Origin of the sequence: Paraburkholderia sp. HP33-1 (assembly GCF_021390595.1) — a bacterium.
GTDB lineage: Bacteria > Pseudomonadota > Gammaproteobacteria > Burkholderiales > Burkholderiaceae > Paraburkholderia.
This window is the reverse complement of sequence record NZ_JAJEJR010000001.1, coordinates 1,070,504-1,096,301: the sequence shown is the minus strand read 5'-3', so window position 1 is coordinate 1,096,301 and position 25,798 is coordinate 1,070,504. Positions and strand designations below refer to the sequence as shown.

The following is a 25,798-nucleotide window of genomic DNA, read 5'->3' as shown; positions in this document are numbered from 1 at the left end:
GCTTTTCCTGAAATTAACCTTTGAGCTGATCGAGATCCTCGACATTGATCGTGTCGAGACTGCGGAACAGGGTCACCAGAATTGCGAGACCGATCGCTGCTTCGGCTGCCGCAACGGTCAGCACGAAGAAGACGAAAATCTGGCCGTGCACGTCGCCCAGGTAGTGCGAGAACGCGACGAAATTGGTGTTCACCGCGAGCAGCATCAGTTCGATCGCCATCAGAATGATGATGACGTTGCGGCGGTTCAGGAAAATGCCGACGATGCTGATCGCAAACAGGATCGCGCCGAGGACAAGGTAATGGGCAAGGGTCAACATGATTTCTATCTCCTGTCCGCTCAGCTGTTCTTGGCCGGTGCCGAGTCGGCTGCTGCTGCGGCTGCCGCGGCAGCCGCTTCTTCCGCCGCAAGAGTCGCCGCGGTTTTCTCTGACGGCATCTTCACGACGCGCACGCGGTCCTGGGCTCGCACCTTGACCTGGGCGCTGACGTTCTGACGCTTGCTGTCTTTCTTGTGGCTCGTAGTCAGCGCGATCGCCGCGATGATCGCCACCAGCAGAATCAGGCCGGCGATTTCGAACGCGAAGATGTAGTCGGTGTAGATGACCTTGCCGATCAGGCGCGTATTCGACCAGTCGCCCATGCCGGCGGCGGCCGCGGCCGTGTCGTGAAGCGCCGTGGTGGTCGCGCCGTAGCCGTGCCACAGGATCAGCGCGGTTTCGACCACGATGATCGCGCCGACCGCCGAGGCCATCGGCACGAAGCGTTTGAAGTCCTTGCGCAGCACGTCGAGATTGATGTCCAGCATCATCACGACGAACAGGAACAGCACCATCACCGCGCCGACATAGACCAGCACCAGCAGGATCGCGAGAAACTCGGCCTCGAGCAGCATCCAGATCGCGGCTGCGTTGAAGAACGCCAGCACCAGAAACAGTGCGCACGCCACCGGGTTGCGCGAGGTGATCACCTTCAGCCCTGAAACCACCAGGAGCAGCGCGAAGATGTAGAACAGTACGGTCGTGAATTCCATGATTACCGGTTCATCGTTAGGCCATCGTCAGGCATTGTTCTTTGGCACGCGTGGTTGGCAACAGCGGGCGAAACCGCCAGAACCGCCGCACAGGTGCGCCGTGCCGCGGCGCTCAGGCCGCGGCGGTCGGCCCGACAGCAGGCCGTGTTACTGCTTTTACTGCCGCAATTACTGCATCAGCGGGAAAGCGCTTCAACGATACGGCGCGTCGGCGGCCTTGTTGGCGGCGATCTCTGCTTCGTAGCGATCGCCAACGGCCAGCAGCATTTCCTTCGTGAAGTACAGATCGCCGCGCTTCTCGCCGTGATACTCGAGAATGTGCGTCTCGACGATCGAGTCGACCGGGCAACTCTCTTCGCAGAAACCGCAGAAGATGCACTTGGTCAGGTCGATGTCGTAGCGCGTCGTGCGGCGGGTGTTGTCCGCGCGCGTTTCCGATTCGATCGTGATCGCGAGCGCCGGGCACACTGCTTCGCACAGCTTGCACGCGATACAGCGCTCTTCGCCGTTTTCATAACGGCGCAGCGCATGCAGCCCACGGAAACGCGGCGAGATCGGGGTCTTCTCTTCCGGGAACTGCACGGTGACCTTCCGCTGGAACGCGTAGCGTCCGGTCAGCGCGAGGCCTTTCAACAGTTCCGTGAGGAAGAAAGTCTTGAAGAAGTTTTGGATTGCGGTCATAGGTTCGTCCGCCCTTTATTTCCAGATGTTCAACGGCGACATGATCCAGAAGCCGACCACCACGAGCCACACGACGCAAACCGGAATGAAGACCTTCCAGCCCAGACGCATGATCTGGTCGTAGCGGTAGCGCGGGAACGTCGCACGCGCCCAGATGAACACCGACAACAGGAAGAAAACCTTGACGACGAGCCAAACGATGCCCGGGATGAACGACAGGAATCCGAACGGTGCGCTCCAGCCGCCGAGGAACAGAGTTGCAGCCAATGCCGAGATGACGATCATGTTGATGTACTCGGCGAGGAAGAACAGCGCGAACGCCATACCCGAGTAATCAATCATGTGGCCCGCGACGATTTCCGATTCACCTTCCACCACGTCGAACGGATGACGGTTCGTTTCCGCGATGCCCGAGATGAAGTACACGACGAACATCGGCAGGAGCGGCAGCCAGTTCCACGACAGGAAGTTCAGGCCGTGCGACGCGAAGAAGCCCTGCTCCTGCGAGCCGACGATGCCCGACAGATTCAGCGTGCCGGCCGTCATCAGCACGACCACGAGCGCGAAGCCCATCGAAATTTCGTACGAGACCATCTGCGCGGCGGCTCGCATCGCGCCGAGGAACGCGTATTTCGAATTCGACGCCCAACCGGCCAGAATCACGCCATACACGCCAATCGACGAAATCGCCATCGCGTACAGCAGACCCGCGTTGATGTCGCCGAGCACCGCGCCCGCCTGGAACGGAATGACCGCCCAGACCGCGAACGCCGGCACCACTACCATGATCGGGGCGATGATGTAGATCCAGCGGCTCGCCTGGGCGGGCTGGATCACTTCCTTGAGCAGCAACTTCAGCACGTCGGCGATCGGCTGCAAGAGCCCGGCGGGGCCGACGCGGTTCGGACCGAGACGCACGTGCATCCAGCCGATCAGCTTACGCTCCCACAGAATCAGGTAAGCGACGCACAGCAGGATCACGACGGCCACCACCAGGATGCGCACGAGCGCCCACACCGTGGGCCATGCCACACCGAGAAGCTGGGCGCCGCCCGAGTTGATCGTATCGAACAAGCTCATTTACGCCTTCTCCACCACCAGTTCACCGAACAGGCTGCCCAGCGCTGCACCGGCAGGCGTAGCCGCCGATACGCGGACGACCGTCTCCGCAAGATTCGCATCGCGCACGGCCGGCAACTGCACCGCTTGCTCGCCCTGACGAACGCGCACCGCGTCGCCCTCTTTCAAACCCAGTTTGTCGAACAGCGCTGCCGGCAGGCCAACCGAGTTCGCCGTACGGGCCGCCGCGGTCAGATGCAGCGACTCCGCACGACGCACGAGCGCATCGGCATGATAGATCGGCACGTTCGCGAGACGCTCGAACTTGCCTTCCTCCGCCTTCTCGGCCTTGCCGCGCGTTACCGCGACGCCAGTGCGGTTCGACAGACGCGAACTCAGGTCACCGTCGCCGAGCGCTGCCGTACGCACTTCTTCGACCGTGTCGTATTCGAAGCCCGGCGCGCCCAGCAGGCTGCCCAGCACGCGCAACACCTTCCAGGCAGGGCGCGTGTCGCCGAGCGGACGCACGACGCCGTTGAACGCCTGCACCGTGCCTTCCGCGTTGACGAACGAGCCGCCCGTTTCGGTGAACGGCGCGATCGGCAGCAGCACGTCGGCATAGTCCGCGCCCGTCTGGAACGGCGACATGACGACGACCATCTCGGCCTGCTTCAGCGCGGCAAGCGCCTGCGCCGGATTGGCCGTGTCGAATTCCGGTTCGAGATTCAGCAGCAGATAGCCCTTGCGCGGCTGCTCGAACACTTCGCGCGCATTCAGACCGCCTTCGCCCGGCAGCGCGTTCACCAGGTGCGCGCCGACCGTGTTGGCCGCTTCGGTCAGGAAACCGAGCGTAGCGCCGGTTGCCTCGGCAATCCATTGCGCCGTGGCGTGGATCGCCGCGAAGTCCGGATGACGGACCGCTTCGTTGCCAAGCAGCACGACGCGGTGCTCGCCGGTGGCCAGCGATTTCGCGATCTGCTTGTGCGCGTCCGTCGGCTGCGTACCGGTGAGTGCGTCCGGCAGCGCGACGCCGTTCGCTTCGCCCACCGCACCGGCGATGCCCGCGAGGACGTCGAGCCATGCCGACGGCGCCGCGACCACACGTCGCGCCTGCGGGATCATCGCATCGTCGTTGGTGGCCTGGATCAGCGTGAGCGGCGATCCGCCGCGTGCGACCTGGCGCAGACGTGCGGCGAACAGCGGATGATCCCGGCGCAGATCCGAACCGATCACGAGCGCCGCATCGACGTTCGACAGATCGGCGATTGTGCCGCCGAGCCACGGCGCGCCGGTCACGGGCGCCGAGAAATCCGACTGACGCAGGCGGAAGTCCACGTTCGGCGTTCCGACCACTTGCGCGATCTGCTTCAGCAGGAACAGCTCTTCGACCGTGCTATGTGCGCTCGACAGCGCCGCGAGCGCGTCCGCACCGTGGTCGCCCTTGATGCCCTTCAGACCCTTGACCACGTATTCGAGCGCGGTCTGCCAGTCGGTTTCGACCCACTGGCCGCCCTGCTTGAGCATGGGCCTGGTAAGACGTTCGGGGCTGTTGAGGCCTTCGTACGAGAAGCGGTCCTTGTCCGAAATCCAGCACTCGTTGATCGCTTCGTTTTCGAACGGCAGAACGCGCATCACGCGACTGTTCTTCACCTGCACGATGAGATTCGCGCCGACGGAATCGTGCGGGCTTACCGACTTGCGGCGCGACAGCTCCCACGTCCGGGCGCTGTAGCGGAATGGCTTGCTCGTGAGCGCGCCGACCGGGCACAGGTCGATCATGTTGCCGGACAGTTCGGAGTCGACCGTCCTGCCGACGAACGACGTGATTTCCGAATGCTCGCCGCGACCCAGCATGCCGAGTTCCATCACGCCGGCGATTTCCTGACCGAAGCGAACGCAACGCGTGCAGTGGATGCAGCGCGACATCTCTTCCATCGAGATCAGCGGGCCCACGTTCTTGTGGAACACCACGCGCTTTTCTTCGCTATAGCGAGACGACGACTTGCCGTAACCAACCGCCAGATCCTGCAACTGGCATTCGCCACCCTGGTCGCAGATCGGGCAATCGAGCGGATGGTTGATCAGCAGGAACTCCATCACGGCTTGCTGGCCCTTCACCGCTTTGTCCGACTTGGTGCGCACGATCATGCCGGGCGACACCGGGGTCGCGCACGCGGGCACGGCCTTCGGCATCTTCTCTACATCGACCAGACACATCCGGCAATTGGCCGCAATCGACAGCTTCTTGTGATAGCAGAAGTGAGGAATGTAGGTGTCGACCTTATGCGCAGCCTGGATCACCATGCTGCCTTCAGGCACCTCGACTTTCTTGCCGTCTATTTCCAGTTCAACCATGATGGTCAATCTTCCTTAACCTGTTACCGCTCAATCGTTCGCCTGTTCATCGCCCGCTTCGGGCGATGAATCCTGCGGTTGAGGTGTTCGTCTGGTAGTTATTCGTCAGCCAAACCTGTCGGCCCGACTCAGGCTGCCACTGTTTCGGGCGACGCCGCCGTGCCGGCATGACCGCCGACGAGGCAATGCTTGTGGGCGACGTGATATTCGAATTCGTCCCAATAGTGCTTGAGCATGCCCCGAACCGGCATGGCCGCTGCGTCGCCGAGCGCGCAGATCGTACGGCCCATGATGTTTTCCGCGACGGAGTTCAGCAGATCCAGATCTTCCTGGCGGCCGAGACCATGTTCGATACGATGCACCACGCGGTACAGCCAGCCCGTGCCTTCACGGCAAGGCGTGCATTGACCGCACGACTCTTCGTAATAGAAGTACGACAGACGCAGCAGCGAGCGCACCATGCAGCGCGTCTCGTCCATCACGATCACCGCGCCCGAACCGAGCATCGAGCCGGCCTTCGCGATCGAGTCGTAATCCATGTCGGTCTGCATCATCGTGTCGCCCGGAATCACCGGTGCCGACGAACCGCCAGGAATCACGGCCTTGATCTTCTTGCCGCCACGCATACCGCCCGCGAGTTCGATCAGCGTCGCGAACGGCGTGCCGAGCGGAATTTCGTAATTGCCCGGACGCTCGACGTCGCCCGATACCGAGAAAATCTTCGTGCCGCCGTTGTTCGGCTTGCCGATTTCGAGGTAATTCTGCGGGCCGATGGCGAGCAGGAACGGCACCGCCGCGAACGTTTCCGTGTTGTTGATCGTGGTCGGCTTGCCGTACACGCCGAAGCTCGCCGGGAACGGCGGCTTGAAGCGTGGCTGCCCCTTCTTGCCCTCGATCGATTCGAGCAGCGCGGTTTCCTCGCCGCAGATATACGCGCCGTAACCGTGGTGCGCATGCAGCTGGAACGAGAAGCCCGAGCCCATGATGTTGTCGCCGAGGAACCCGGCGCGGCGAGCTTCTTCTAACGCTTCTTCAAAGCGCTTGTAGACTTCCCAGATTTCGCCGTGAATGTAGTTGTAGCCGACCGTGATGCCCATCGCGTACGCACCGATCGCCATACCTTCGATCAGCGCATGCGGGTTGAAGCGAAGGATGTCACGGTCCTTGAACGTACCCGGTTCGCCCTCGTCCGAATTGCAGACGAGATACTTCTGGCCCGGGAACTGACGCGGCATAAAGCTCCACTTCAGACCGGTCGGGAAGCCCGCACCGCCGCGCCCGCGCAGACCCGACGCCTTGACGTCGGCGATCACCTGCTCGGCGGGAATCTTTTCTTCCAGGATGCGGCGCAGCTGCGCGTAACCGCCGCGCGCTACGTAGTCTTCGAGATGCCAGTTGTCGCCGTTCAGGCCAGCGAGAATCAGCGGTTTGATGTGACGATCATGTAAAGCCGTCATTTCGAAAGTTCCTCGAGCAGCTGGTCGATCTTCTCGCGGCTCATGAAGCTGCACATACGATGGTTGTTCACCAGCATTACCGGCGCATCGCCGCACGAACCCATGCACTCACCTTCTTTCAGGGAGAATTTGCCGTCGGGCGTGGTTTCGCCGAAGTCGATGCCGAGCTTCTGCTTCAGGTATTCAGCGGCGCTTTCGGAACCGCCATCCGGACCAAGCTGACACGGCAGGTTCGTGCAGAGCGTGATCTTGTACTTGCCGACCGGCGAGGTCTCGTACATCGTGTAGAAGGTCGCTACCTCCTGCACGGCGATTGCCGGCATGCCAAGATAATCCGCGACGAACTGCATAAGTTCGGGCGACAGCCAGCCATGCTCTTCCTGAGCAGTGGCCAACGCCGACATCACGGCGGACTGTTTCTGATCGGCGGGATACTTCGCGATCGCACGATCGATTTCTTTCAGGCCTTCAGCTGAGATCATTTTCAGACACGACTCTTTCAATTCCTACCGAACGAAAACCTGTCGCACACGTCTTATTGCGACAGACCCGGCGTTCCTTTGCTTGACGCGCGTGGGCGGTGCGACGACCGCAGACACGCGTCGCTGAATACGTCCTAGCGATCCACTTCGCCGAACACGATGTCCTGCGTACCGATGATCGTCACAGCGTCGGCGATCATGTGGCCGCGCGCCATTTCGTCGAGCGCGGACAGGTGCGCATAACCCGGGGCGCGGATCTTCAAGCGATACGGCTTGTTAGCGCCGTCCGAGATCAGATAGATGCCGAACTCGCCCTTCGGATGTTCGACCGCGGCGTACGCCTCGCCCTCCGGCACATGGAAGCCTTCGGTGAATAGCTTGAAGTGATGGATCAGATCTTCCATGTTCGACTTCATGCCGACGCGCGAGGGCGGCGCAACCTTGTGATTGTCCGTCATCACCGGGCCCGGATTTTTGCGTAACCACTCAATGCACTGTTTCGCGATCCGCGTCGATTGACGCATTTCTTCGACGCGCACCAGGTAGCGGTCGTAGCAGTCGCCATTCACGCCGACCGGAATGTCGAAGTCGAGCTTGTCATACACTTCGTACGGCTGCTTCTTGCGCAGATCCCACTCGATACCCGAGCCGCGCAGCATCGCGCCAGTCATGCCGAGCTGCAGCGCGCGCTCCGGGCTGACCACGCCGATGCCGACCAGACGCTGCTTCCAGATCCGGTTGTCGGTGAGCAGCGTTTCATATTCGTCGACGCACTTCGGGAAGCGCGTAAAGAAGTCGTCGATGAAGTCGAGCAGCGAACCCTGACGGTTCTCGTTCATCTTCGACAACGCCTTCGCATTGCGAATCTTCGACGCCTTGTATTGCGGCATCGCGTCAGGCAGATCGCGATAGACGCCACCCGGACGATAGTAGGCCGCGTGCATCCGCGCGCCGGACACCGCTTCATACACGTCCATCAGGTCTTCGCGTTCGCGGAACGCGTACAGGAACACCGCCATCGCGCCGACGTCGAGCGCGTGCGCGCCGATCCACATCAGGTGATTCAACACGCGCGTGATTTCGTCGAACAGCACGCGAATGTATTGCGCGCGCAGCGGCACGTCGATACCGAGCAGTTTTTCGATGGCGAGCACATAGCCGTGCTCGTTGACCATCATCGACACGTAGTCGAGACGATCCATGTACGGCACCGACTGGATGAACGTCTTGCCTTCGGCAAGCTTTTCAGTCGCGCGATGCAGCAGACCGATGTGCGGATCGGCGCGCTGGATCACTTCGCCGTCGAGTTCGAGCACGAGACGCAGCACACCATGCGCTGCCGGGTGCTGCGGACCGAAGTTGAGCGTGTAGTTCTTGATCTCTGCCATGACGTTCTCTTAGTGTTTCAGACCGCCATAGTGATCCTCGCGGATCACGCGCGGCGTGATTTCCCGCGGCTCGATCGTCACCGGTTGATAGACGACGCGCTTCTCTTCCGGGTCGTAACGCATTTCGACGTAGCCGGAGACCGGGAAATCCTTGCGGAACGGGTGACCGATGAAACCGTAATCGGTCAGGATGCGGCGCAGGTCCGGGTGACCTTCGAAGACGATGCCGTATAGGTCGAACGCTTCGCGCTCGTACCAGTTGACCGAATTCCAGATTTCGACGACGGACGGCAGGATCGGCATGTCGTCGTCCGGCGCGAATACGCGCAGACGCAGACGCCAGTTGTTCTGCACCGACAGCAGATGCAGCACGGCAGCGAAACGCGGGCCGTCGTAAGCGCCATCGGCATAGGTTTGATAATCGACGCCACACAGATCGACACATTGCTCGAAACCGAGCGAGCGGTCGTCACGCAGACGCTTTGCCACGTTGAGGTAATCGCTTGCCTTCACGACGATCGTCAACTCACCGACTGCCTCGGTGGTGCTCAACAGGAGGCCGCCAAAGGCCGCCTCGAGGTTCGCTTTCAGGGTCTCGAGTTTGCTTGCCATATTGTGGGGAGGCGTTGGCCTTATTGACGGGCGATGGTGTTGGTGCGGCGAATCTTGGCTTGCAGCTGGATCACGCCGTACACCAGCGCTTCCGCGGTGGGCGGACAACCCGGCACGTACACGTCGACCGGGACGATCCGGTCGCAGCCGCGCACCACCGAGTAAGAGTAGTGGTAATAGCCGCCACCGTTCGCGCACGAGCCCATTGAGATCACCCAGCGCGGCTCGGCCATCTGGTCGTAGACCTTGCGCAGAGCGGGCGCCATCTTGTTGCACAGCGTGCCGGCGACGATCATCACGTCCGACTGACGCGGACTCGGGCGAAACACCACACCAAAACGGTCGAGGTCATAACGGGCAGCCCCCGCATGCATCATCTCGACCGCGCAGCACGCAAGACCGAACGTCATCGGCCACAGCGAGCCGGTGCGCGTCCAGTTGATCAGTTTGTCTGCCGTAGTGGTGACAAACCCTTCCTTCAAGACCCCTTCGATACTCATTTGCTTTCCACTCCAGACGGGGCGGCAAGCCTGGCCACCCACGCAAACCGGCGATTAATCCATCATTCCCAGTCGAGGCCGCCCTTCTTCCAGATGTAGGCAAAGCCAAGCAGGAATTCGAGCAGGAAAATCATCATCGCAATGAAGCCAGTCCAGCCGACATCACGCAACGCCACGCCCCACGGGAACAGGAACGCGGTTTCAAGGTCGAAAATGATGAAGAGAATGGCGACGAGGTAGTAGCGCACGTCGAACTTCATGCGCGCATCTTCGAATGCTTCGAAGCCGCACTCGTACGGTGCGTTTTTCTCGGTGTCGGGCTTGTTCGGACCGAGGATCTTGCCAATACTGACCAGTGCTACGCCTAAACCGGTGCCCACAATAAGGAACAACAAAACGGGGAAATAGGCTGCGAGGTTCAAGACAATCCTCAATCGGTTGGTTCTGAGTGCCGTCAGGAGCATAGCACCCCTGACGCGAAATCACTTCCTCAACGTACATGGCGCAAGTCCTGCGTGCGCCAGAAGTGAAAATGCCAGCCGAAGCGAAGCAAACGGCTGGCATTTAGATAACATTTGGTGCCGACGGCGAGACTCGAACTCGCACAGCTTTCGCCACTACCCCCTCAAGATAGCGTGTCTACCAATTTCACCACGTCGGCACTATATGCAATCCGGGAAAACAACTTATAAAACCCGCGAATCGCTTCAAGACTTGAATTGTAACTTGTCTAAACAGATTGTTCAACGCACAAAAGCGCGTCGGCCGAAAATTTATTTCGGCACACCCGTCGCCGGAACCGACGCAGGCGAAGCCGGCGCTGCAGCCGATGGCGCCGCCGGAGCCGAGCCCGGAGCCGGAGCCGAAGCAGCGACCGGCGCGGTGACTGCCGCGCCCAGCACGCCTGCCGAAGGCTTCACGTGATACGCACCAAGGTAGGTGAGCGCCAGCGTCGTCACAAAAAACAGCGCCGCGAGCACCGCCGTCGTACGCGACAGGAAGTTCGCCGAACCCGTCGCGCCGAACAGGCTGCCCGACGCTCCGCTGCCGAAAGCCGCGCCCATGTCGGCGCCCTTGCCGTGCTGCAACAACACGAGTCCAATGACCCCGAGCGCCGACAACAACTGAACGACGATAATCAACGTTTTCAAATACAGCATCACACTCACCTGAGTCTTTATTTAACCGCGCCGCACACTGCGTGTTGCGCGAAATGGAGTCATCCTCGCCGAGACGCCCTGCTTAACCGGCCAAGCTAGTTGCAGCCGCCGCCTTGCAGATCGCCAGGAAATCCTGATCTTTCAACGACGCGCCGCCAATCAGGCCACCGTCGATATCGAGCTGACGAAACAGCTCTTCCGCGTTGTCCGGCTTCACGCTGCCGCCGTACAGCAACAGCACCTCCGCCGCACCTTTTGCCGCGAGACGCGCGCGCAGGAACGCGTGCACGGCCTGCGCCTGCTCCGCCGACGCACTCCTGCCGGTGCCAATTGCCCACACCGGCTCATAGGCAACGACGAGACGAGCCGCTTCTTGAGCCGACAGCTTCGCGAGCACTTCGTCGAGTTGCGCGCCGACTACCCGCTCGGTCGAACCGGCTTCGCGTTCCTCGAGCGTTTCGCCGACGCAGACGATAGGCGTCAAACCCGCTTCGAGCGCACGCTGCGTTTTGACCGCCACCAACTCGGCGCTTTCGCGGTGATACGCGCGACGCTCCGAGTGCCCGACGATTGCAAATGTCGCGCCGAAGTCCGTCACCATCGGCGCGGCCACTTCGCCGGTATAGGCGCCGTGCGTGAACGCGGACACGTCCTGCACACCCCACACGACCGGGCTGCCTTCGAGCAGCGACTGCGTCTGCGCGAGATAGAGGCTCGGTACGCACACACCGACGCGCACGTCGGCCGGCAATTCATCGGAGCCCTGCGCCACCGCCTGCAACAACGCGGTGTTCGCGGCGAGCCGCCCATGCATCTTCCAGTTACCGACTACCAGTTTGCCTCGTTGTTGTTTCGACATCGTCTCGTGTTGTCCTGTCTTGCCAGTCCTACCTGCTCTGCCGGCGGACTCCGCTAGCGCCTCGCTGCAGGTTGTTCCCTGCGCTCGCGGTCCGCCAGTTGGATTTATCCGGCGCGCGCAAAACGCGCAATTTTACTTCGTGGGGTGGATCGGGTCAAACCGATGCCGTCAAGCGTCCTGACCCCAAGCCAGCACGATCTTGCCAACGTGCGTGCTGCTTTCCATCAGCGCATGCGCGTCGGCAGCCTGGGCGGCCGGAAACACGCGATGCACAACCGGTTTGATGCGCCCGGCTTCGAGATGCGGCCACACGCGCTCCTTCAGTTGCGCGGCGATCTGCGCCTTGAATTCGATCGGCCGCGGCCGCAGCGTCGAACCGGTGACCGTTAGACGCCGGCGCAACACTTCGTTCAGGTTCAGCTCCGCCTTCGCGCCGCCGAGCAGTGCGATCAGGACGATGCGGCCGCCGTCGGCGAGCGCTGACAGCTCGCGCGGCACGTAGCCGCCCGCCACCATGTCGAGGATCACATCGACGCCGCGATCGTTGGTCAGCGACTTGATGACCTCGACGAAATCTTCAGTCTTGTAGTTGATCGCCCGTTCAGCGCCGAGCGCTTCGCACGCGCGACACTTCTCGTCCGAGCCTGCGGTGGCGAACACACGAAAGCCGAGCGCATGCGCAATCTGGATCGCCGTCACGCCGATGCCGCTCGACCCACCCTGCACGAGCAGCGTTTCGTTCGGACCGCCTTCGCCCTGGCCGAGCTGCGCGCGATTGAACACATTGCTCCACACCGTGAAGAATGTCTCGGGCAGTGAAGCCGCTTCGATATCCGACAACCCCGCGGGCACCGGCAGGCATTGCAGGAGCGGCGCGGCCGCATACTCCGCGTAGCCGCCGCCCGCGAGCAGCGCACACACGCGATCGCCGACTTTCAGGCCAAACGGGTTGTTCTTCTCGTCGATTGCGCCACCGACGATCTCGCCCGCCACCTCCAGCCCCGGCAGATCCGACGCCCCCGGTGGCGGCGCATAGCCACCCTTGCGCTGAAACACATCCGGGCGATTGATGCCGGATGCCGCCACCTTGATCAGCACCTCGCCCGCCTTGAGCTGCGGCGTCGGACGCTCCGCCAGCTTGAGGACGTCCGGCGCACCGAATTCGGTGATTTCGATCGCTTTCATCTGCGTCAACTCCAAGATTGGATTGCGTTGCCTACCCGTTGCTGCTGCCCGCCTTAGCGCCGCGTCGCCATCAAATCCGCAACGCAATCCATCCTGCATGAAAAACGGCCGGCGCGCATAGCGCAGCCGGCCGTTTTTTCGCTACCGCATTATTGCGGAGTCGGTTCGCCTTGCGGCGCGTCGTTCAGCAGCGCCTTCGCCGACAGACGCACACGACCCTTTTCGTCCGTCTGGATGACCTTGACCTTCACTTGCTGGCCGTCCTTCAGGTAGTCGTTGATGTCCTTGATACGCTCGTTGGCGATTTCGGAGATATGCAGCAGACCGTCCTTGCCCGGCAGGATGTTCACGATCGCACCGAAATCGAGCAGCTTGAGCACGGTGCCTTCGTACACCTGGCCCACTTCGACTTCCATCGTGATCGCTTCGATACGACGCTTCGCTTCGGCCATGCCTTCGCTGTTCGTGCTCGCGATCGTAACGACGCCGTCGTCCGAAATGTCGATCGTCGTGCCGGTTTCTTCGGTCAGCGCGCGGATCACCGAGCCGCCCTTGCCGATCACGTCGCGGATCTTTTCCGGGTTGATCTTGATCGTGATCATGCGCGGTGCGAACTCCGACAGCTGAGTGTTCGCACCTGCCACGGCAGAGGTCATCTTGCCGAGGATGTGCATGCGGCCTTCCTTCGCCTGCGCGAGCGCGACCTGCATGATTTCCTTCGTGATGCCCTGGATCTTGATGTCCATCTGCAGCGCGGTCACGCCTTGCTCGGTACCCGCGACCTTGAAGTCCATGTCGCCGAGGTGATCTTCGTCGCCAAGAATGTCGGTCAGCACGGCGAAGCGGTTGCCTTCGAGAATCAGGCCCATCGCGATACCAGCGACGTGCGCCTTCATCGGCACGCCGGCGTCCATCAGCGCGAGGCAGCCGCCGCACACCGAAGCCATCGACGACGAACCGTTGGACTCGGTGATTTCCGACACGACGCGGATCGAGTAGCCGAATTCGTCAGCGCTCGGCAGGCACGCGACGAGCGCGCGCTTCGCGAGACGGCCGTGACCGATTTCACGGCGCTTCGGCGAACCGACGCGGCCCGTTTCGCCGGTCGCGAACGGAGGCATGTTGTAGTGGAGCATGAAGCGTTCGCGGTACTCGCCTTCGAGCGCGTCGATGTTTTGCTCGTCGCCCTTCGTGCCGAGCGTCGCGACCACCAGCGCCTGCGTCTCGCCGCGCGTGAACAGCGCCGAGCCGTGGGTACGCGGCAGCACGCCGGTGCGGATTTCGATCGGGCGCACAGTGCGCGTGTCGCGGCCGTCGATACGCGGCTCGCCGTTCAGGATCTGCGTACGGACGATCTTCGCTTCGATGTCGAACAGCACGTTGCCGACCGACGCCTTGTCGGCCGCCACAGTGCCCGCAGCCGCCGCTTCTTCCTCGAGCTTCGCCGAGGTCGCCGCGTAGACTTCCTTCAGCTTGGTCGAGCGAGCCTGCTTGTCACGGATCTGGTAAGCGGCGAGCAGATCGGCTTGCGCGAGTTCGGTCACGCGCGTGATCAGCGCTTCGTTCTTCGCTGCCGGCTGCCAGTCCCACTCCGGCTTGCCGCCTTCGCGGACCAGTTCGTGGATCGCGTCGATCGCGGTCTGCATCTGGTCATGACCGAACACGACGGCGCCGAGCATGACTTCTTCGCTCAGCTGCTGCGCTTCCGATTCGACCATCAGGACCGCACGCTCCGTCCCGGCGACGACGAGGTCGAGCGCCGATTCCTTCATCTGCGCACGCGTCGGGTTCAGCACGTATTCGTTGTTGATGTAGGCCACGCGCGCCGCGCCGACCGGGCCATTGAACGGCAGACCGGACACGGCGAGCGCCGCCGAGGCGCCGATCAGCGCAGGGATGTCGGCGGGGATTTCCGGATTCAGCGACAGCACGTGAATCACGACCTGCACTTCGTTGTAGAAGCCTTCCGGGAAGAGCGGGCGCAGCGGGCGGTCGATCAGGCGCGAGATCAGCGTCTCGCCTTCCGACGGACGGCCTTCGCGGCGGAAGAAGCCACCCGGAATCTTGCCGGCAGCGTAGGTCTTTTCGAGGTAGTCGACGGTCAGGGGGAAGAAGTCCTGGCCCGGCTTTGCGGTCTTCGCGCCGACCACGGTGGCGAGCACCACGGTGTCTTCGACGTCGACGATCACCGCGCCGCTCGCCTGGCGAGCGATTTCACCGGTTTCGAGGCGAACGTTGTGCTGCCCCCACTTAAACTCTTTGACGATCTTGTTGAACATAGTCATTGCATTTCCTCATCGTAATGCCGCGCGGACCAGAAGCGGCGCGGCAACGCCGGGACCGGCGCCGCATGGGAAGAGTCGTGCTATGCCATTCCAGAGAGCCACGCGCTGCGAATGCGCGCGAACCGCTGGAATGACACAAAACTCCGCCCCTGAAGCCCGGCCATATTCCTGTTACTGCCCGTTTTACTGCTGTTTTGCCACCGCTACTGCGTTGGCCATCGACACCGCGCGAACCGGCATACGCCGCGGATCACAGGCCGGGCGCGCCACACAAAGCGCGCCGTGCAAAAACAAAATGCCTGTATCAGCGAAACTGACACAGGCATCTTGCTGAACGACTGGCCGATTACTTACGCAGACCCAGCTTCTCGATCAGGCTGCGGTAACGGTCCGCGTCCTTACCCTTCAGGTAGTCGAGCAGCTTGCGACGGCGGCTCACCATGCGCAGCAGACCGCGGCGGCTGTGGTGATCCTTCGTGTGCTCCTTGAAGTGGGAGGTCAGTTCGTTGATACGGGTCGTGAGCAGCGCGACCTGAACTTCGGGGGAGCCGGTGTCGTTGGCTGCTCGTGCGAATTGCGCGACGACTTCGGACTTCTTGCTTGCTTCAACTGCGGACATGTCAATTTCCTTGATAACTGGACAGGCGGTCACGGAAGAAAGGCCGTGCCGTGGGATACCCGTTTCACAATTTACTGAGTCCCGTTCGTGGCCGAATTGACTGAATCAGCACCCAGCCCAACAACGGGACGCGTATTGTAGCACAGCCCGTCCCGGCCGCGAACCCCGGACTGGCAAGGCGAATTCAGCACCGTTCGCGGTCGCTCAAGGCCGCCGCATCCGACAGACCGTCGGCAATGCCGTGCGCTCGGCCGGCAGCACCTGCACCGTGCGGAACCCATAGCCGGAGCCTTCGTTATCGAAACGCACGCCCGGCGTGCCGGCTTTGTCCATTTGCATCACGTAAAGGGGCTGGATCAACTGGTGGTCGTCGGCGCGCATCCACGATGCGTGAAAGCCGTTATCGAAGCGAATGCCTTCGAGCGCTTTCGCGACCGCCGTCGGATCGGCGCTGCCCGCGCGGTTCATCGCGGCGGCAAGCGTTTCGATCATCAGTGGCATGCGCAGGACCGGGTAGTCGTCCTGGGCGGCAGGAAAGCGCGCGCGGAACGCCGCGTACCAAGCGTCGGATGCCCTGCCGCCGACGTTCGGATGCCACTCCGCCACTGCGATGACGTGACCCACGCCCGCGTCGCCGAGCGCGGCCGGCGCGCCGAGGCTGTTGCCGTAGAACGTGTAGAACTTCGTGTCGAGGCCCTGCTCGCGCGCCGCCTTCACAAGCAGCGTCAGGTCGTTGCCCCAGTTGCCGGTGATCACCGCATCGGCGCCGCTCGCGCGGATCTTCGCGATATACGGCGCGAAGTCCTTCACGCGGCCGATCGGGTGAAATTCGTCGCCGACCACCGCGATATCGGGACGCTTGCCCGCAAGCGTCGAACGCGCGAGGCTGCTTACGTCGTGGCCGAAGCTGTAATCCTGGTTCAGCAAATAGACCTTCTTCACGGCCTTGTCGCGCTCGATCACATCGGCGAGCGCGGCCATGCGCATGCCCGCGTGCGCATCGAAGCGGAAGTGCCAGAAGCTGCAGTCCGCGTCGGTGAGCGCGGGGTCGTCGGCGGAGTAGTTGAGGAACAGTTCGCGGTTGTCCGGTTCGCGGCTGTTCTGCTTGTCGATCGCGCCGATCAGCGCAGCGGCGACCGCCGAGCTATTGCCCTGCAGGATGTAGCCGATATGGCGGTCCGCGGCCGCGCGCAATTGCGTCAGCGCTTCTTCGGTGCTGCCCTTGCTGTCCAGCACGACGAGTTCGAACGGATGCGCGCCGTCCGCGAGCTTCACGCCCCCGTGCGCGTTCACCTGTTCGACGCCGAAACGAAGATTGCGCTCGACCGCCGCGCCCGCGTTCGCGAACGGGCCGGACATGCCTTCGATCAGCGCGAGCTGGATTGGCGCGCCGGTGGGCTTGCCGGCCGCCGTCGGGTTTGCCGCCGTCGCTGCGTGCGTCACGCTCGCCGCTGCCATCGCCATCGAAATCGCTGTCAGCGCCAGCGCCGCCGTCCGTTGCCACATCGCCATCATTGCGTCCTGCCTGAATCTCTCGAAGCGCGGATCATAGGACGCCGCATATGAAACAGGCAAGCCGGGGCAACCGTTACCGTTGTAGCGCCGGGCACGGTCCCGCGGTGCGATTCTTTTACTGCGGCACATGTCAAAATGATGCGTCTCGATGCTAAAAATCCTTACTCGAACGCCATCGGAGGAACACATGTTCAACCGCCACCACCACACGGCGGCCTCTGTCGCGACGCCGGCCGGCGCCCGTCTACGCCGCGCCGCGTTCGTCTGCCTCAGCGCACTCGCGCTCGGCGGCTGCTTGCAGCCGTGGCAGCAATATCAGCAGGGCGCGGACGTCTCGACGGTCGTCGCTCGCCTCGGTCCGCCGCGCGAAACCTACGATCTTCCCGACGGCGGCAAGCGTCTGATGTGGCCGACCCAACCGATGGGCGAAACCACCACCGCCGCCGACATCGACGCGGCCGGCAAGATCGTCAACATGCGCCAGGTGCTGCAGCCCAACGAGTTCTATCGCGCCGAAATCGGCAAATGGACGCGCAGCGACGTGCTGGTGAACTTCGGCCGTCCCGTCGAAACGTCTTACTTCCCTATGATGAGGCGCGAAGTCTGGACCTATCGCTATCTCGAAGACAACGTCTGGTACATGCTGTACAACTTCTATTTCGACGACCAGGGCATCTTGCGCCTCACGCAAAAGACCCCCGACCCGCTCCACGAACCCGATCGCCGCAGCATGTTCTGATAGGACTGACCGCCGTCTTCGGACGCAGTACCAAAATCTCAAAAAGCCGCCTCCGATAGGCGGCTTTTTTATTTTTTAAGCATAAAGACAAATTTTATCCTGCCTGCGTCAACCTTTTCTTGACGGAAAGGTTATTGTAAACACCTTTCGGGCACCGGCTCGCGATCAACCGCGCGGCCGCTGTCACAGTCCGGTACCAGATCAACTGTCTCTCTTACGGAGCTGCCACGATGAACCGCCCCAAACATCTGCTGGTTGCCAATGTCGCATGGGCGCATGAAACCGCAACGCGCAATCCGGCATTTTTTCGCGATCTCATGCACGGACAGAATCCGCACGTTCTGTGGATCGGCTGCTCGGACAGCCGCGTGCCCGCCGAAACGATCACGCATTGCGAGCCCGGCGATCTGTTCGTCCATCGCAACATCGCCAACCTGTTTCATCCCGACGACGACAACGCCGCGAGCGTCCTCGAATACGCGGTGCGGGTGCTCAAGGTCGGCCATGTGATCGTCTGCGGCCACTACGGCTGCGGCGGCGTGCGCGCCGCACTACTACCACCAGACCCCGCGCTGCCCCACGTGAGCCGGCGTATCGCGCCGCTCTGCGCACTCGCGAACACGCATCGCGCGGAACTGGACGGCGCCGCGACCGAGTCCGGCCGCGTCAACCGCCTCGCCGAGCTGAACGTCCTCGAACAGGTGCGGCAGCTACGCGCGAGCCCGATCGTCCGCGAGGCTGACCCGGCGCCGCTCGTGCACGGCTGGATCTTTGCGCTCGACGACGGGCGCATCAAGGTGCTCACCTCCGGCTATGCCGCCGACGACGCGATGACCTGCGCGACCGCCGCGCATAGCGCTGCCTAGCGAAGCACTTCGCCCGTCGCCCTACCTCTCGCTCTTCGACACCATGAATATTCAAACCTCTTTCTCCACGCTCCAGCGCGACGTGCTCGCCGGAACGGCCGTTTTTCTGGTGGCCCTGCCGCTTTGCCTCGGCATTGCCCACGCATCGGGCGTCGAGCCGATCGCGGGGCTCCTGTCGGGCATCATCGGCGGGCTCGTGGTGGCCGCGCTGAGCGGCTCGCGTCTGAGCGTCAGCGGCCCGGCCGCGGGGCTCGTCGTGATCGTCGTCGACGGCATCGCGCGGCTTGGCGGCTTCTCCGCTTTTCTGCTGGCCGTACTGCTGTCGGGCGTCATCCAGTTCGGCTTCGGCATGCTCAAGGCCGGCCGGTTCGCCGCCTACGTGCCGTCGCCGGTTATCAAGGGGATGCTCGCGGCCATCGGTGTGCTGCTGATCCTCAAGCAGTTTCCCGTTGCGCTAGGTCTGGTTGGGGCGAATGCCGCCGTCAAGTCGGCAGCAGCAGTCCCAATGCCGCCCGGCGCGATCTCGCTGACTGCCGTTCTGATCACGCTGCTGTCGCTAGCGATCCTCGCCGGCTGGGAAACACGCGCACTGAGGCGCTTCGCTGTCGTGCGCATCATGCCCGCGCCGCTTGCGGTCGTGCTGCTCGGCATCGGCGCAACGCTTGCGCTAGATCTCGTCGCGCCATCGCTGGCACCGCCCGCCGAACGACGGGTCGCATTGCCGTCGCTCGAATCGTTCGCGGCACTGCAGGCCGCGCTCGAGTCGGCCGACTTTGGACCACAGTTCGCCCAGCTCATCAATCCCGACATATGGCGCGTCGCGATCACGATCGCAATCGTCGCGAGTCTCGAAACGCTGCTGAGCCTCGAAGCGGTCGAGCAGATCGATCCGGAACGTCGCCGCGCGCCGCCCGATCGCGAACTCAAGGCGCAAGGCGTGGGCAATCTGATCGCGGGTGCAATCGGCGGCCTGCCGATCACTTCGGTGATCGTGCGCAGCTCCGCGAACGTGCATGCCGGCGGAAAAAGCCGGCTCTCGGCGATCGTTCATGGCGTATTGCTTCTCGTCAGCGTGCTCGCGCTCACGAGCGTGATCAATCTGATCCCGCTCGCCTGCCTTGCCGCGATCCTGATCTTCACGGGGTTCAAACTCGCGAAGCCGTCGTTGTTTACCGGGCTCGCGCGGCAAGGATTCGCGCCATTCGCGCCGTTTGTCGTCACACTCGTCGGTGTGCTCGTCACCGATCTGCTGATCGGCATCGTGCTCGGCATACTGTGCAGCATGCTGTTTGCGCTGTACGCGAACCTGCGAGGCCCGATCGTGCTCGCGCAGCATGGCGATCACTACCTGCTGTCGTTTCGCAAGGACGTGTCGTTTCTCGGCAAGGTGCCGCTCAAGCACTATCTACAGCAGATTCCGGATGGTGCCACCGTCGTCGTCGATGCGACGCGCGCCGATTTCGTCGATCACGACGTGCGCGAGCTGCTGAACGCATTCGTCGCGGATGCGCCTCACCGCGGGATCACCGTCGACGTCAGATATCAGGTCCGCGAGCAGGCGCGCGCAACGCGCGGTTGGTCGCTGCGACGCACGGCGGCGGAGTAGTTCCGGAGAATCGCGTCGCCGGACCAGCGCGATGGCGGCGAAAAAAAGCCCCGTGTGCGGAACATCACGGGGCTTTTCCTTCGATCTGCATACGAGATTGCGCGCTACCGGCGCGGCATGCTGGCGTTACTCCGAACGCTGCGGATTCAACTTGTCCGCATTCGAATAGAGCTTGTTGAGCGCCGAGAAATACGCCTTCGCGGATGCCGCGACGATATCCGGATCGGTGCCCACGCCATTGACGATACGCCCGCTCTTCGACAGCCGCACGGTCACTTCGCCCTGCGCCTGGGTGCCGGTCGTGATCGCGTTGACCGAGTACAGCAGCAGCTCGGAGCCGCTGCCCACTTCCGTTTCGATCGCGTTGAGCGTCGCGTCGACCGGGCCGTTGCCGTTCGCTTCGCCGGTGATCTCCTTCCCCTCGACCGCGAACACGACCTTCGCATGCGGCTGCTCGCCGGTTTCCGAATGCTGCGACATCGACAGGAACTTGTAGTGCTCCTTCTCGTGCGCCTCCGCCGATTCCTCGTTGACGATCGCGATGATGTCTTCGTCGAAAATCTCCGCCTTGCGATCGGCAAGCTCCTTGAAACGCGCGAACGCGGTGTTCAATTCGGATTCGCTATCGAGCGCGATGCCGAGTTCCTGCAAACGCTGCTTGAACGCGTTGCGGCCCGAAAGCTTGCCGAGCACGATCTTGTTCGCGCTCCAACCCACGTCTTCGGCGCGCATGATTTCGTAGGTGTCGCGCGCCTTCAGCACGCCGTCCTGGTGGATGCCCGACGCGTGCGCAAACGCGTTCGCGCCGACCACCGCCTTGTTCGGCTGCACGACGAAGCCGGTGATCTGCGACACGAGCTTCGAGGCTGGCACGATCTGCGTCGTATCGAGGCCGACGTCGAGCCCGTAGTAGTCCTTGCGGGTCTTCACCGCCATCACGATTTCTTCGAGCGACGTATTGCCCGCGCGCTCGCCGAGACCGTTAATCGTGCATTCGACCTGACGCGCGCCGCCAAGCCGCACGCCGGCAAGTGAATTCGCGACCGCCATGCCGAGATCATTGTGGCAATGCACGGAGAACACCGCCTTGTGCGAGTTCGGAATGCGCTCGCGCAATGTCTTGACGAGCTGGCCGTAGAGTTCCGGTACGCCGTAGCCGACCGTGTCCGCGATGTTGATGGTGGTCGCGCCTTCGGCGATCACCGCTTCGAGCACACGGCACAGAAAGTCCATATCCGAGCGGCTGCCGTCTTCGGGCGAAAATTCGACGTCGTCGGTGAACTTGCGCGCGAAACGCACCGCGAGTTTCGCCTGCTCGAACACCTGCTCGGGCGTCATGCGCAGCTTCTTCTCCATGTGCAGCGGCGACGTCGCGATAAACGTGTGGATGCGGAAGTGATCGGCCGGCTTCAGCGCGTCGGCGGCACGCTGAATGTCCTTGTCGTTCGCGCGCGCAAGCGAGCAGATCGTGCTGTCCTTCACGAGGCCTGCAATCGTATGGATCGCGTCAAAGTCGCCGTTCGAGCTGGCCGCGAAGCCCGCTTCGATCACGTCTACTTTCATCCGCTCGAGCTGCTTCGCGATGCGGATCTTCTCGTCCTTCGTCATCGACGCACCGGGCGATTGTTCGCCGTCACGCAGCGTGGTGTCGAAAATGATCAGTTTGTCGGACATGTCGGGCCTCCTCGGGAGTCGTTCAGATGTGGGAATTCGTTTTGGAATGGGACGATGGGCGCCGCCGCTGGCGAGGTAGGGCGATCGCGATGATCGCGACCGGAGCTGACGGAACGCAAAAACGCATGAAGGCGTGAAAAAACGTGATGGCGCGGCGCAGCGAACAGTCTCGCCGACCAGCCATGATCGGCCACGCCAACGCAGTTATCCGACGACTATAGCGGCATTCCAGTTACCGCGCAATGCGCGCACGGGCGGCCTGCAGCATGATCCCAAGCGAAGTAGTAACGGGACAAACCAACGAAAAACGGCAGCCCGTGGGCTGCCGTTTTTTTGTATCTCACCGCGATATAGCGCGGCTTGACGCATCACCGGTCGTGCGACATCGAACGCGCCGGATTGGCCTTGCCGCGCACCGCCTGGTAAGCCCAGAACACGTAGCCGGACAGACCGTAGAGCACGAACAGACCGAACAGCATCAGCGGCGGATCGGACGACACGAGCACAAACGCGACCACCACCAGCAGGATCACGCCGAACGGCACGCGATGGCGCACGTCGAGCGCCTTGCCGCTATAGAACGGCGCGTTCGACACCATCGTCACGCCCGCATAGATGGTCAGCACGAATGCGACCCACGGCAGCCAGACGAGCTTCAGCGGCACGCGGTTGTCGGTGGCGAGCCACACGAAACCGGCGATCAGAGCCGCCGCGGCCGGGCTCGGCATGCCCTGGAAGAAACGCTTGTCGACCACGCCGATGTTGGTATTGAAGCGCGCGAGCCGCAGCGCCGCGCCCGAGCAATAGACGAACGCCGCGAGCCAGCCCCAACGGCCGAGATCCTTCAGGATCCACTCGTACATCACGAGCGCGGGCGCAACACCGAACGACACCATGTCCGACAAACTATCGAACTGCTCGCCGAACGCACTTTGCGTATGCGTCATGCGCGCGACGCGGCCGTCCATGCCATCGAGCACCATCGCGACGAAGATCGCGATCGCCGCGATCTCGAAGCGCACGTTCATCGCCTGCACGACGGCGAAGAAGCCGCAGAACAACGCGGCCGTGGTGAACGCATTCGGCAGCAGATAGATGCCGCGTTTTCTGAGGAACTGCTGACGTTGCGCACGCCGGCTGTCGGCGGCCGGCGACTCCGCGACCACCGGCTTGTTGCGGCGAAACGGACGCGGCAGCGGTCCGCTGGTGCGGGGTCGACGCGGTTTGAATGCGGCCATTCGGACAACCTCCTGTATGCCGCTTTACAGCTCGGCGAGGATCGTGGACGACGCCGATACCTTCTCGCCGATCGACACACGCGGACGGCTGCCCACCGGCAGATACACGTCGACGCGCGAACCGAAGCGGATGAATCCGTAACGCTGGCCGCGGCTCAGCGGCTCGCCTGCACGGACGTAGCAAAGGATGCGCCGCGCGATCAACCCCGCGATCTGCACCGACGTGACCGTCTGGCCACCGGCCATTTCGATCACGACCGCGTTGCGCTCGTTTTCGAGCGACGCTTTATCGACCGCCGCGTTCAGATACGCGCCGGGGAAATACTCGACCTTCGAGATCGCGCCATCGACCGGCGAGCGCTGCGAGTGCACGTTGAACACGTTCATGAAGACGCTGATCTTCAGCGCTTCGCGATTCGCATAAGGATCATGCGCGGTTTCGACCGCGACGATACGACCGTCCGCGGGACACAGCACCGCGTTGGCCTGCGTCGGAATCGGACGCGCCGGGTCGCGGAAAAACTGCACGACGAAGATCAGGATGAGCCAGAAGAGCCACGCAATGCCGAACCCCGCGAAGGCGTGAACCAGTAGTGCAACGACGGCCGCGATGGCGATGAACGGCCAGCCTTCTCGCGCGATGATCGGATGAGGGTAATTCATGGATGGCTTCTGTATTTTTGTAAAACCGTAGGATAGCAAAAGCCGCCCAGGGTTCAGCACCCTTGGACGGCTTTTTGACTGATCCGGCCGCCGCGCCGAAGCGCCGCGCCGGACCTCGTGGCGTCGGGACGTTTAGTTCTTCGACTGGTCGACGAGCTTGTTCTTCGCGATCCACGGCATCATCGCGCGCAGCTTCGAACCGACCTGCTCGATCTGGTGCTCGGCCGTCAGACGGCGACGCGACTGCAGCGTCGGTGCGCCCGCCTTGTTTTCGATGATGAAGCTCTTCGCGTACTCGCCGGTCTGGATGTCGGTCAGCACGGCCTTCATCGCCTTCTTCGTTTCAGCGGTCACGATGCGCGGACCCGTCACGTACTCGCCGTACTCGGCGTTGTTCGAGATCGAGTAGTTCATGTTCGCGATGCCGCCTTCGTAGATCAGGTCGACGATCAGCTTCAGTTCGTGCAGGCACTCGAAGTACGCCATTTCCGGCGCGTAACCCGCTTCGACCAGCGTTTCGAAGCCGGCCTTGATCAGGTCGACGGTACCGCCGCACAGCACAGCCTGCTCACCGAACAGGTCGGTTTCGGTTTCTTCGCGGAAGTTCGTTTCGATGATGCCGGCACGGCCGCCGCCGTTAGCCGCTGCGTACGACAGCGCGATGTCGCGCGCCGCGCCCGACTTGTCCTGCGCAACCGCGATCAGGTGCGGCACGCCGCCACCTTGCGAGTAGGTGCCGCGAACCGTGTGGCCCGGCGCCTTCGGCGCGATCATGATGACGTCGAGGTCGGCACGCGGGATGACCTGGCCGTAGTGAACGTTGAAGCCGTGCGCGAACGCGAGCGCTGCGCCCTGCTTGATGTTCGCGTGGACTTCCTTCGCGTACACGTCGGCGATCTGCTCGTCCGGCAGCAGCATCATGACGACGTCCGCGCCCTTCACCGCCTCCGCGACTTCCTTCACTTGCAGGCCGGCGTTTTCAGCCTTGCTCCACGAAGCGCCGCCCTTGCGCAGACCGACCGTGATGTTCACGCCGCTTTCCTTCAGGTTCAGCGCGTGCGCATGGCCTTGCGAGCCATAGCCGATGATGGTGACCTGCTTGCCCTTGATGAGGGAGAGATCGGCGTCCTTGTCGTAGAAAACTTTCATTTCGGTTCCTTGGCTAGATTCGATGATTCAGAGAAATTCAGGTACTGCAAATGTTGGTGTTGTCAGCCGGGCGAAACCCCGTTGCCCGGCCTTGCGATCGTGACGTCAGACCTTCAGAATGCGCTCGCCGCGACCGATGCCCGAGCTGCCCGTGCGGACCGTCTCGAGAATCGCCGTGGAATCGAGCCCCTCGATGAAGGCGTCGAGCTTGTCGCTCGCCCCCGTCAGTTCGATCGTGTAGGTCTTTTCGGTGACGTCGATGATGCGGCCGCGGAAAATGTCCGACATCCGCTTCATCTCCTCACGTTCCTTGCCGACCGCCCTCACCTTGATCAGCATCAGCTCGCGTTCGATGTGGGCGCCCTCGGTAAGGTCGACCACTTTCACCACCTCGATCAGGCGGTTCAGATGCTTCGTGATCTGTTCGATCACGTCGTCCGAGCCAACGGAGACGATGGTCATGCGCGACAGCGAACGGTCTTCGGTCGGAGCCACCGTCAAGGTTTCAATGTTGTAGCCGCGTGCGGAGAAAAGACCCACCACGCGCGACAGCGCGCCCGGTTCATTTTCCAGCAGGACGGAAATGATGTGTCTCATGTTTCGCTTCTTCCAGATGTTGTGTCGATGTCTGCGAGCGGAGCGGCGCCGCTTCGTTTGCCCTCGCCCTTTGTGAA

25 protein-coding genes and 1 tRNA gene are annotated in these 25,798 nt (G+C 62.5%); 3 read left to right on the top strand and 23 right to left on the bottom strand.

Annotated features, from left to right (window positions below; genetic code table 11):
* Positions 1–13: 13 nt before the first annotated feature.
* From nuoK to L0U81_RS04915, 18 genes are all read right to left on the bottom strand, one after another.
* Complete coding sequence (gene nuoK / locus L0U81_RS05000) at positions 14–319, bottom strand: NADH-quinone oxidoreductase subunit NuoK (protein ID WP_006052894.1); 306 nt, start codon at positions 317–319, stop codon at positions 14–16.
* 20 nt (positions 320–339) lie between these two features.
* Positions 340–1,032 carry an NADH-quinone oxidoreductase subunit J gene (locus L0U81_RS04995; RefSeq protein WP_233800469.1) on the bottom strand — a complete coding sequence of 231 codons (693 nt, stop codon included), beginning with the start codon at positions 1,030–1,032 and terminating at the stop codon, positions 340–342.
* A gap of 192 nt (positions 1,033–1,224) precedes the next feature.
* Positions 1,225–1,713, bottom strand: coding sequence for an NADH-quinone oxidoreductase subunit NuoI (gene nuoI, locus L0U81_RS04990; protein ID WP_008920597.1), 489 nt, complete (start codon positions 1,711–1,713; stop codon positions 1,225–1,227).
* Positions 1,714–1,728: 15 nt separating this feature from the next.
* On the bottom strand, positions 1,729–2,793 hold the full coding sequence (gene nuoH, locus L0U81_RS04985) for an NADH-quinone oxidoreductase subunit NuoH (RefSeq protein WP_233800467.1): 1,065 nt from the start codon (positions 2,791–2,793) through the stop codon (positions 1,729–1,731).
* Positions 2,794–5,127 carry an NADH-quinone oxidoreductase subunit NuoG gene (gene nuoG / locus L0U81_RS04980; protein WP_233800465.1) on the bottom strand — a complete coding sequence of 778 codons (2,334 nt, stop codon included), beginning with the start codon at positions 5,125–5,127 and terminating at the stop codon, positions 2,794–2,796.
* Positions 5,128–5,255: 128 nt separating this feature from the next.
* Positions 5,256–6,584 carry an NADH-quinone oxidoreductase subunit NuoF gene (nuoF, locus tag L0U81_RS04975; protein WP_233800463.1) on the bottom strand — a complete coding sequence of 443 codons (1,329 nt, stop codon included), beginning with the start codon at positions 6,582–6,584 and terminating at the stop codon, positions 5,256–5,258.
* Positions 6,581–7,066, bottom strand: coding sequence for an NADH-quinone oxidoreductase subunit NuoE (gene nuoE / locus L0U81_RS04970; protein ID WP_062126291.1), 486 nt, complete (start codon positions 7,064–7,066; stop codon positions 6,581–6,583). The genes nuoF and nuoE overlap by 4 nt, the downstream gene beginning before the upstream one ends.
* A gap of 134 nt (positions 7,067–7,200) precedes the next feature.
* Positions 7,201–8,454 (bottom strand): NADH-quinone oxidoreductase subunit D, encoded by a 1,254-nt coding sequence (locus L0U81_RS04965; protein ID WP_233800461.1) that lies wholly within the window; start codon positions 8,452–8,454, stop codon positions 7,201–7,203.
* Positions 8,455–8,463: 9 nt separating this feature from the next.
* Entirely contained in the window at positions 8,464–9,066 is a 603-nt protein-coding gene (locus L0U81_RS04960; RefSeq protein WP_233800459.1) for an NADH-quinone oxidoreductase subunit C, read from the bottom strand.
* Positions 9,067–9,086: 20 nt separating this feature from the next.
* The gene (locus L0U81_RS04955) at positions 9,087–9,566 is read right to left on the bottom strand and encodes a NuoB/complex I 20 kDa subunit family protein (RefSeq protein ID WP_006052903.1); all 480 of its coding nucleotides are present in this window, start codon (positions 9,564–9,566) and stop codon (positions 9,087–9,089) included.
* A gap of 62 nt (positions 9,567–9,628) precedes the next feature.
* On the bottom strand, positions 9,629–9,988 hold the full coding sequence (locus L0U81_RS04950) for an NADH-quinone oxidoreductase subunit A (RefSeq protein WP_175150638.1): 360 nt from the start codon (positions 9,986–9,988) through the stop codon (positions 9,629–9,631).
* Positions 9,989–10,142: 154 nt separating this feature from the next.
* Positions 10,143–10,227, bottom strand: a tRNA-Leu gene (locus L0U81_RS04945).
* A gap of 112 nt (positions 10,228–10,339) precedes the next feature.
* On the bottom strand, positions 10,340–10,726 hold the full coding sequence (secG, locus tag L0U81_RS04940; RefSeq protein ID WP_233800457.1) for a preprotein translocase subunit SecG: 387 nt from the start codon (positions 10,724–10,726) through the stop codon (positions 10,340–10,342).
* A gap of 82 nt (positions 10,727–10,808) precedes the next feature.
* Positions 10,809–11,585, bottom strand: a complete 777-nt coding sequence (gene tpiA / locus L0U81_RS04935; protein ID WP_233800455.1) for a triose-phosphate isomerase — start codon at positions 11,583–11,585, stop codon at positions 10,809–10,811.
* A 168-nt stretch (positions 11,586–11,753) separates the two neighbouring features.
* Positions 11,754–12,770, bottom strand: coding sequence for an NAD(P)H-quinone oxidoreductase (locus L0U81_RS04930; RefSeq protein ID WP_233800453.1), 1,017 nt, complete (start codon positions 12,768–12,770; stop codon positions 11,754–11,756).
* A gap of 149 nt (positions 12,771–12,919) precedes the next feature.
* Entirely contained in the window at positions 12,920–15,055 is a 2,136-nt protein-coding gene (pnp, locus tag L0U81_RS04925; RefSeq protein ID WP_233800451.1) for a polyribonucleotide nucleotidyltransferase, read from the bottom strand.
* 346 nt (positions 15,056–15,401) lie between these two features.
* Positions 15,402–15,674 (bottom strand): 30S ribosomal protein S15, encoded by a 273-nt coding sequence (gene rpsO, locus L0U81_RS04920; RefSeq protein WP_008920609.1) that lies wholly within the window; start codon positions 15,672–15,674, stop codon positions 15,402–15,404.
* Positions 15,675–15,878: 204 nt separating this feature from the next.
* On the bottom strand, positions 15,879–17,189 hold the full coding sequence (locus L0U81_RS04915; RefSeq protein WP_233800449.1) for a branched-chain amino acid ABC transporter substrate-binding protein: 1,311 nt from the start codon (positions 17,187–17,189) through the stop codon (positions 15,879–15,881).
* Between the two features lie 187 nt (positions 17,190–17,376).
* On the opposite strand from L0U81_RS04915, the gene L0U81_RS04910 reads away from it, so the two are divergent.
* The 3 genes from L0U81_RS04910 (at position 17,377) to L0U81_RS04900 (ending at position 20,400) form a co-directional block, all read left to right on the top strand.
* Positions 17,377–17,928 carry a hypothetical protein gene (locus L0U81_RS04910; protein ID WP_233800448.1) on the top strand — a complete coding sequence of 184 codons (552 nt, stop codon included), beginning with the start codon at positions 17,377–17,379 and terminating at the stop codon, positions 17,926–17,928.
* Positions 17,929–18,158: 230 nt separating this feature from the next.
* Positions 18,159–18,794: a carbonic anhydrase gene (locus L0U81_RS04905; RefSeq protein ID WP_233800447.1), complete on the top strand. Its 636-nt coding sequence runs from the start codon at positions 18,159–18,161 to the stop codon at positions 18,792–18,794.
* A gap of 43 nt (positions 18,795–18,837) precedes the next feature.
* The gene (locus tag L0U81_RS04900; RefSeq protein ID WP_233800446.1) at positions 18,838–20,400 is read left to right on the top strand and encodes a SulP family inorganic anion transporter; all 1,563 of its coding nucleotides are present in this window, start codon (positions 18,838–18,840) and stop codon (positions 20,398–20,400) included.
* Between the two features lie 126 nt (positions 20,401–20,526).
* Here the strand turns inward: L0U81_RS04900 and L0U81_RS04895 are convergent, their stop codons facing one another.
* The 5 genes from L0U81_RS04895 to ilvN all read right to left on the bottom strand — a co-directional run bounded on the left by L0U81_RS04895 (position 20,527) and on the right by ilvN (position 25,721).
* Positions 20,527–22,074 carry a 2-isopropylmalate synthase gene (locus tag L0U81_RS04895; RefSeq protein ID WP_233800445.1) on the bottom strand — a complete coding sequence of 516 codons (1,548 nt, stop codon included), beginning with the start codon at positions 22,072–22,074 and terminating at the stop codon, positions 20,527–20,529.
* Positions 22,075–22,442: 368 nt separating this feature from the next.
* Positions 22,443–23,312, bottom strand: coding sequence for a CDP-diacylglycerol--serine O-phosphatidyltransferase (pssA, locus tag L0U81_RS04890; RefSeq protein ID WP_233800444.1), 870 nt, complete (start codon positions 23,310–23,312; stop codon positions 22,443–22,445).
* 24 nt (positions 23,313–23,336) lie between these two features.
* Positions 23,337–23,975 (bottom strand): phosphatidylserine decarboxylase, encoded by a 639-nt coding sequence (locus L0U81_RS04885; protein WP_233800443.1) that lies wholly within the window; start codon positions 23,973–23,975, stop codon positions 23,337–23,339.
* 132 nt (positions 23,976–24,107) lie between these two features.
* Positions 24,108–25,124: a ketol-acid reductoisomerase gene (ilvC, locus tag L0U81_RS04880; RefSeq protein ID WP_008920617.1), complete on the bottom strand. Its 1,017-nt coding sequence runs from the start codon at positions 25,122–25,124 to the stop codon at positions 24,108–24,110.
* Between the two features lie 105 nt (positions 25,125–25,229).
* The gene (gene ilvN, locus L0U81_RS04875; protein WP_008920618.1) at positions 25,230–25,721 is read right to left on the bottom strand and encodes an acetolactate synthase small subunit; all 492 of its coding nucleotides are present in this window, start codon (positions 25,719–25,721) and stop codon (positions 25,230–25,232) included.
* Positions 25,722–25,798 lie beyond the last annotated feature (77 nt).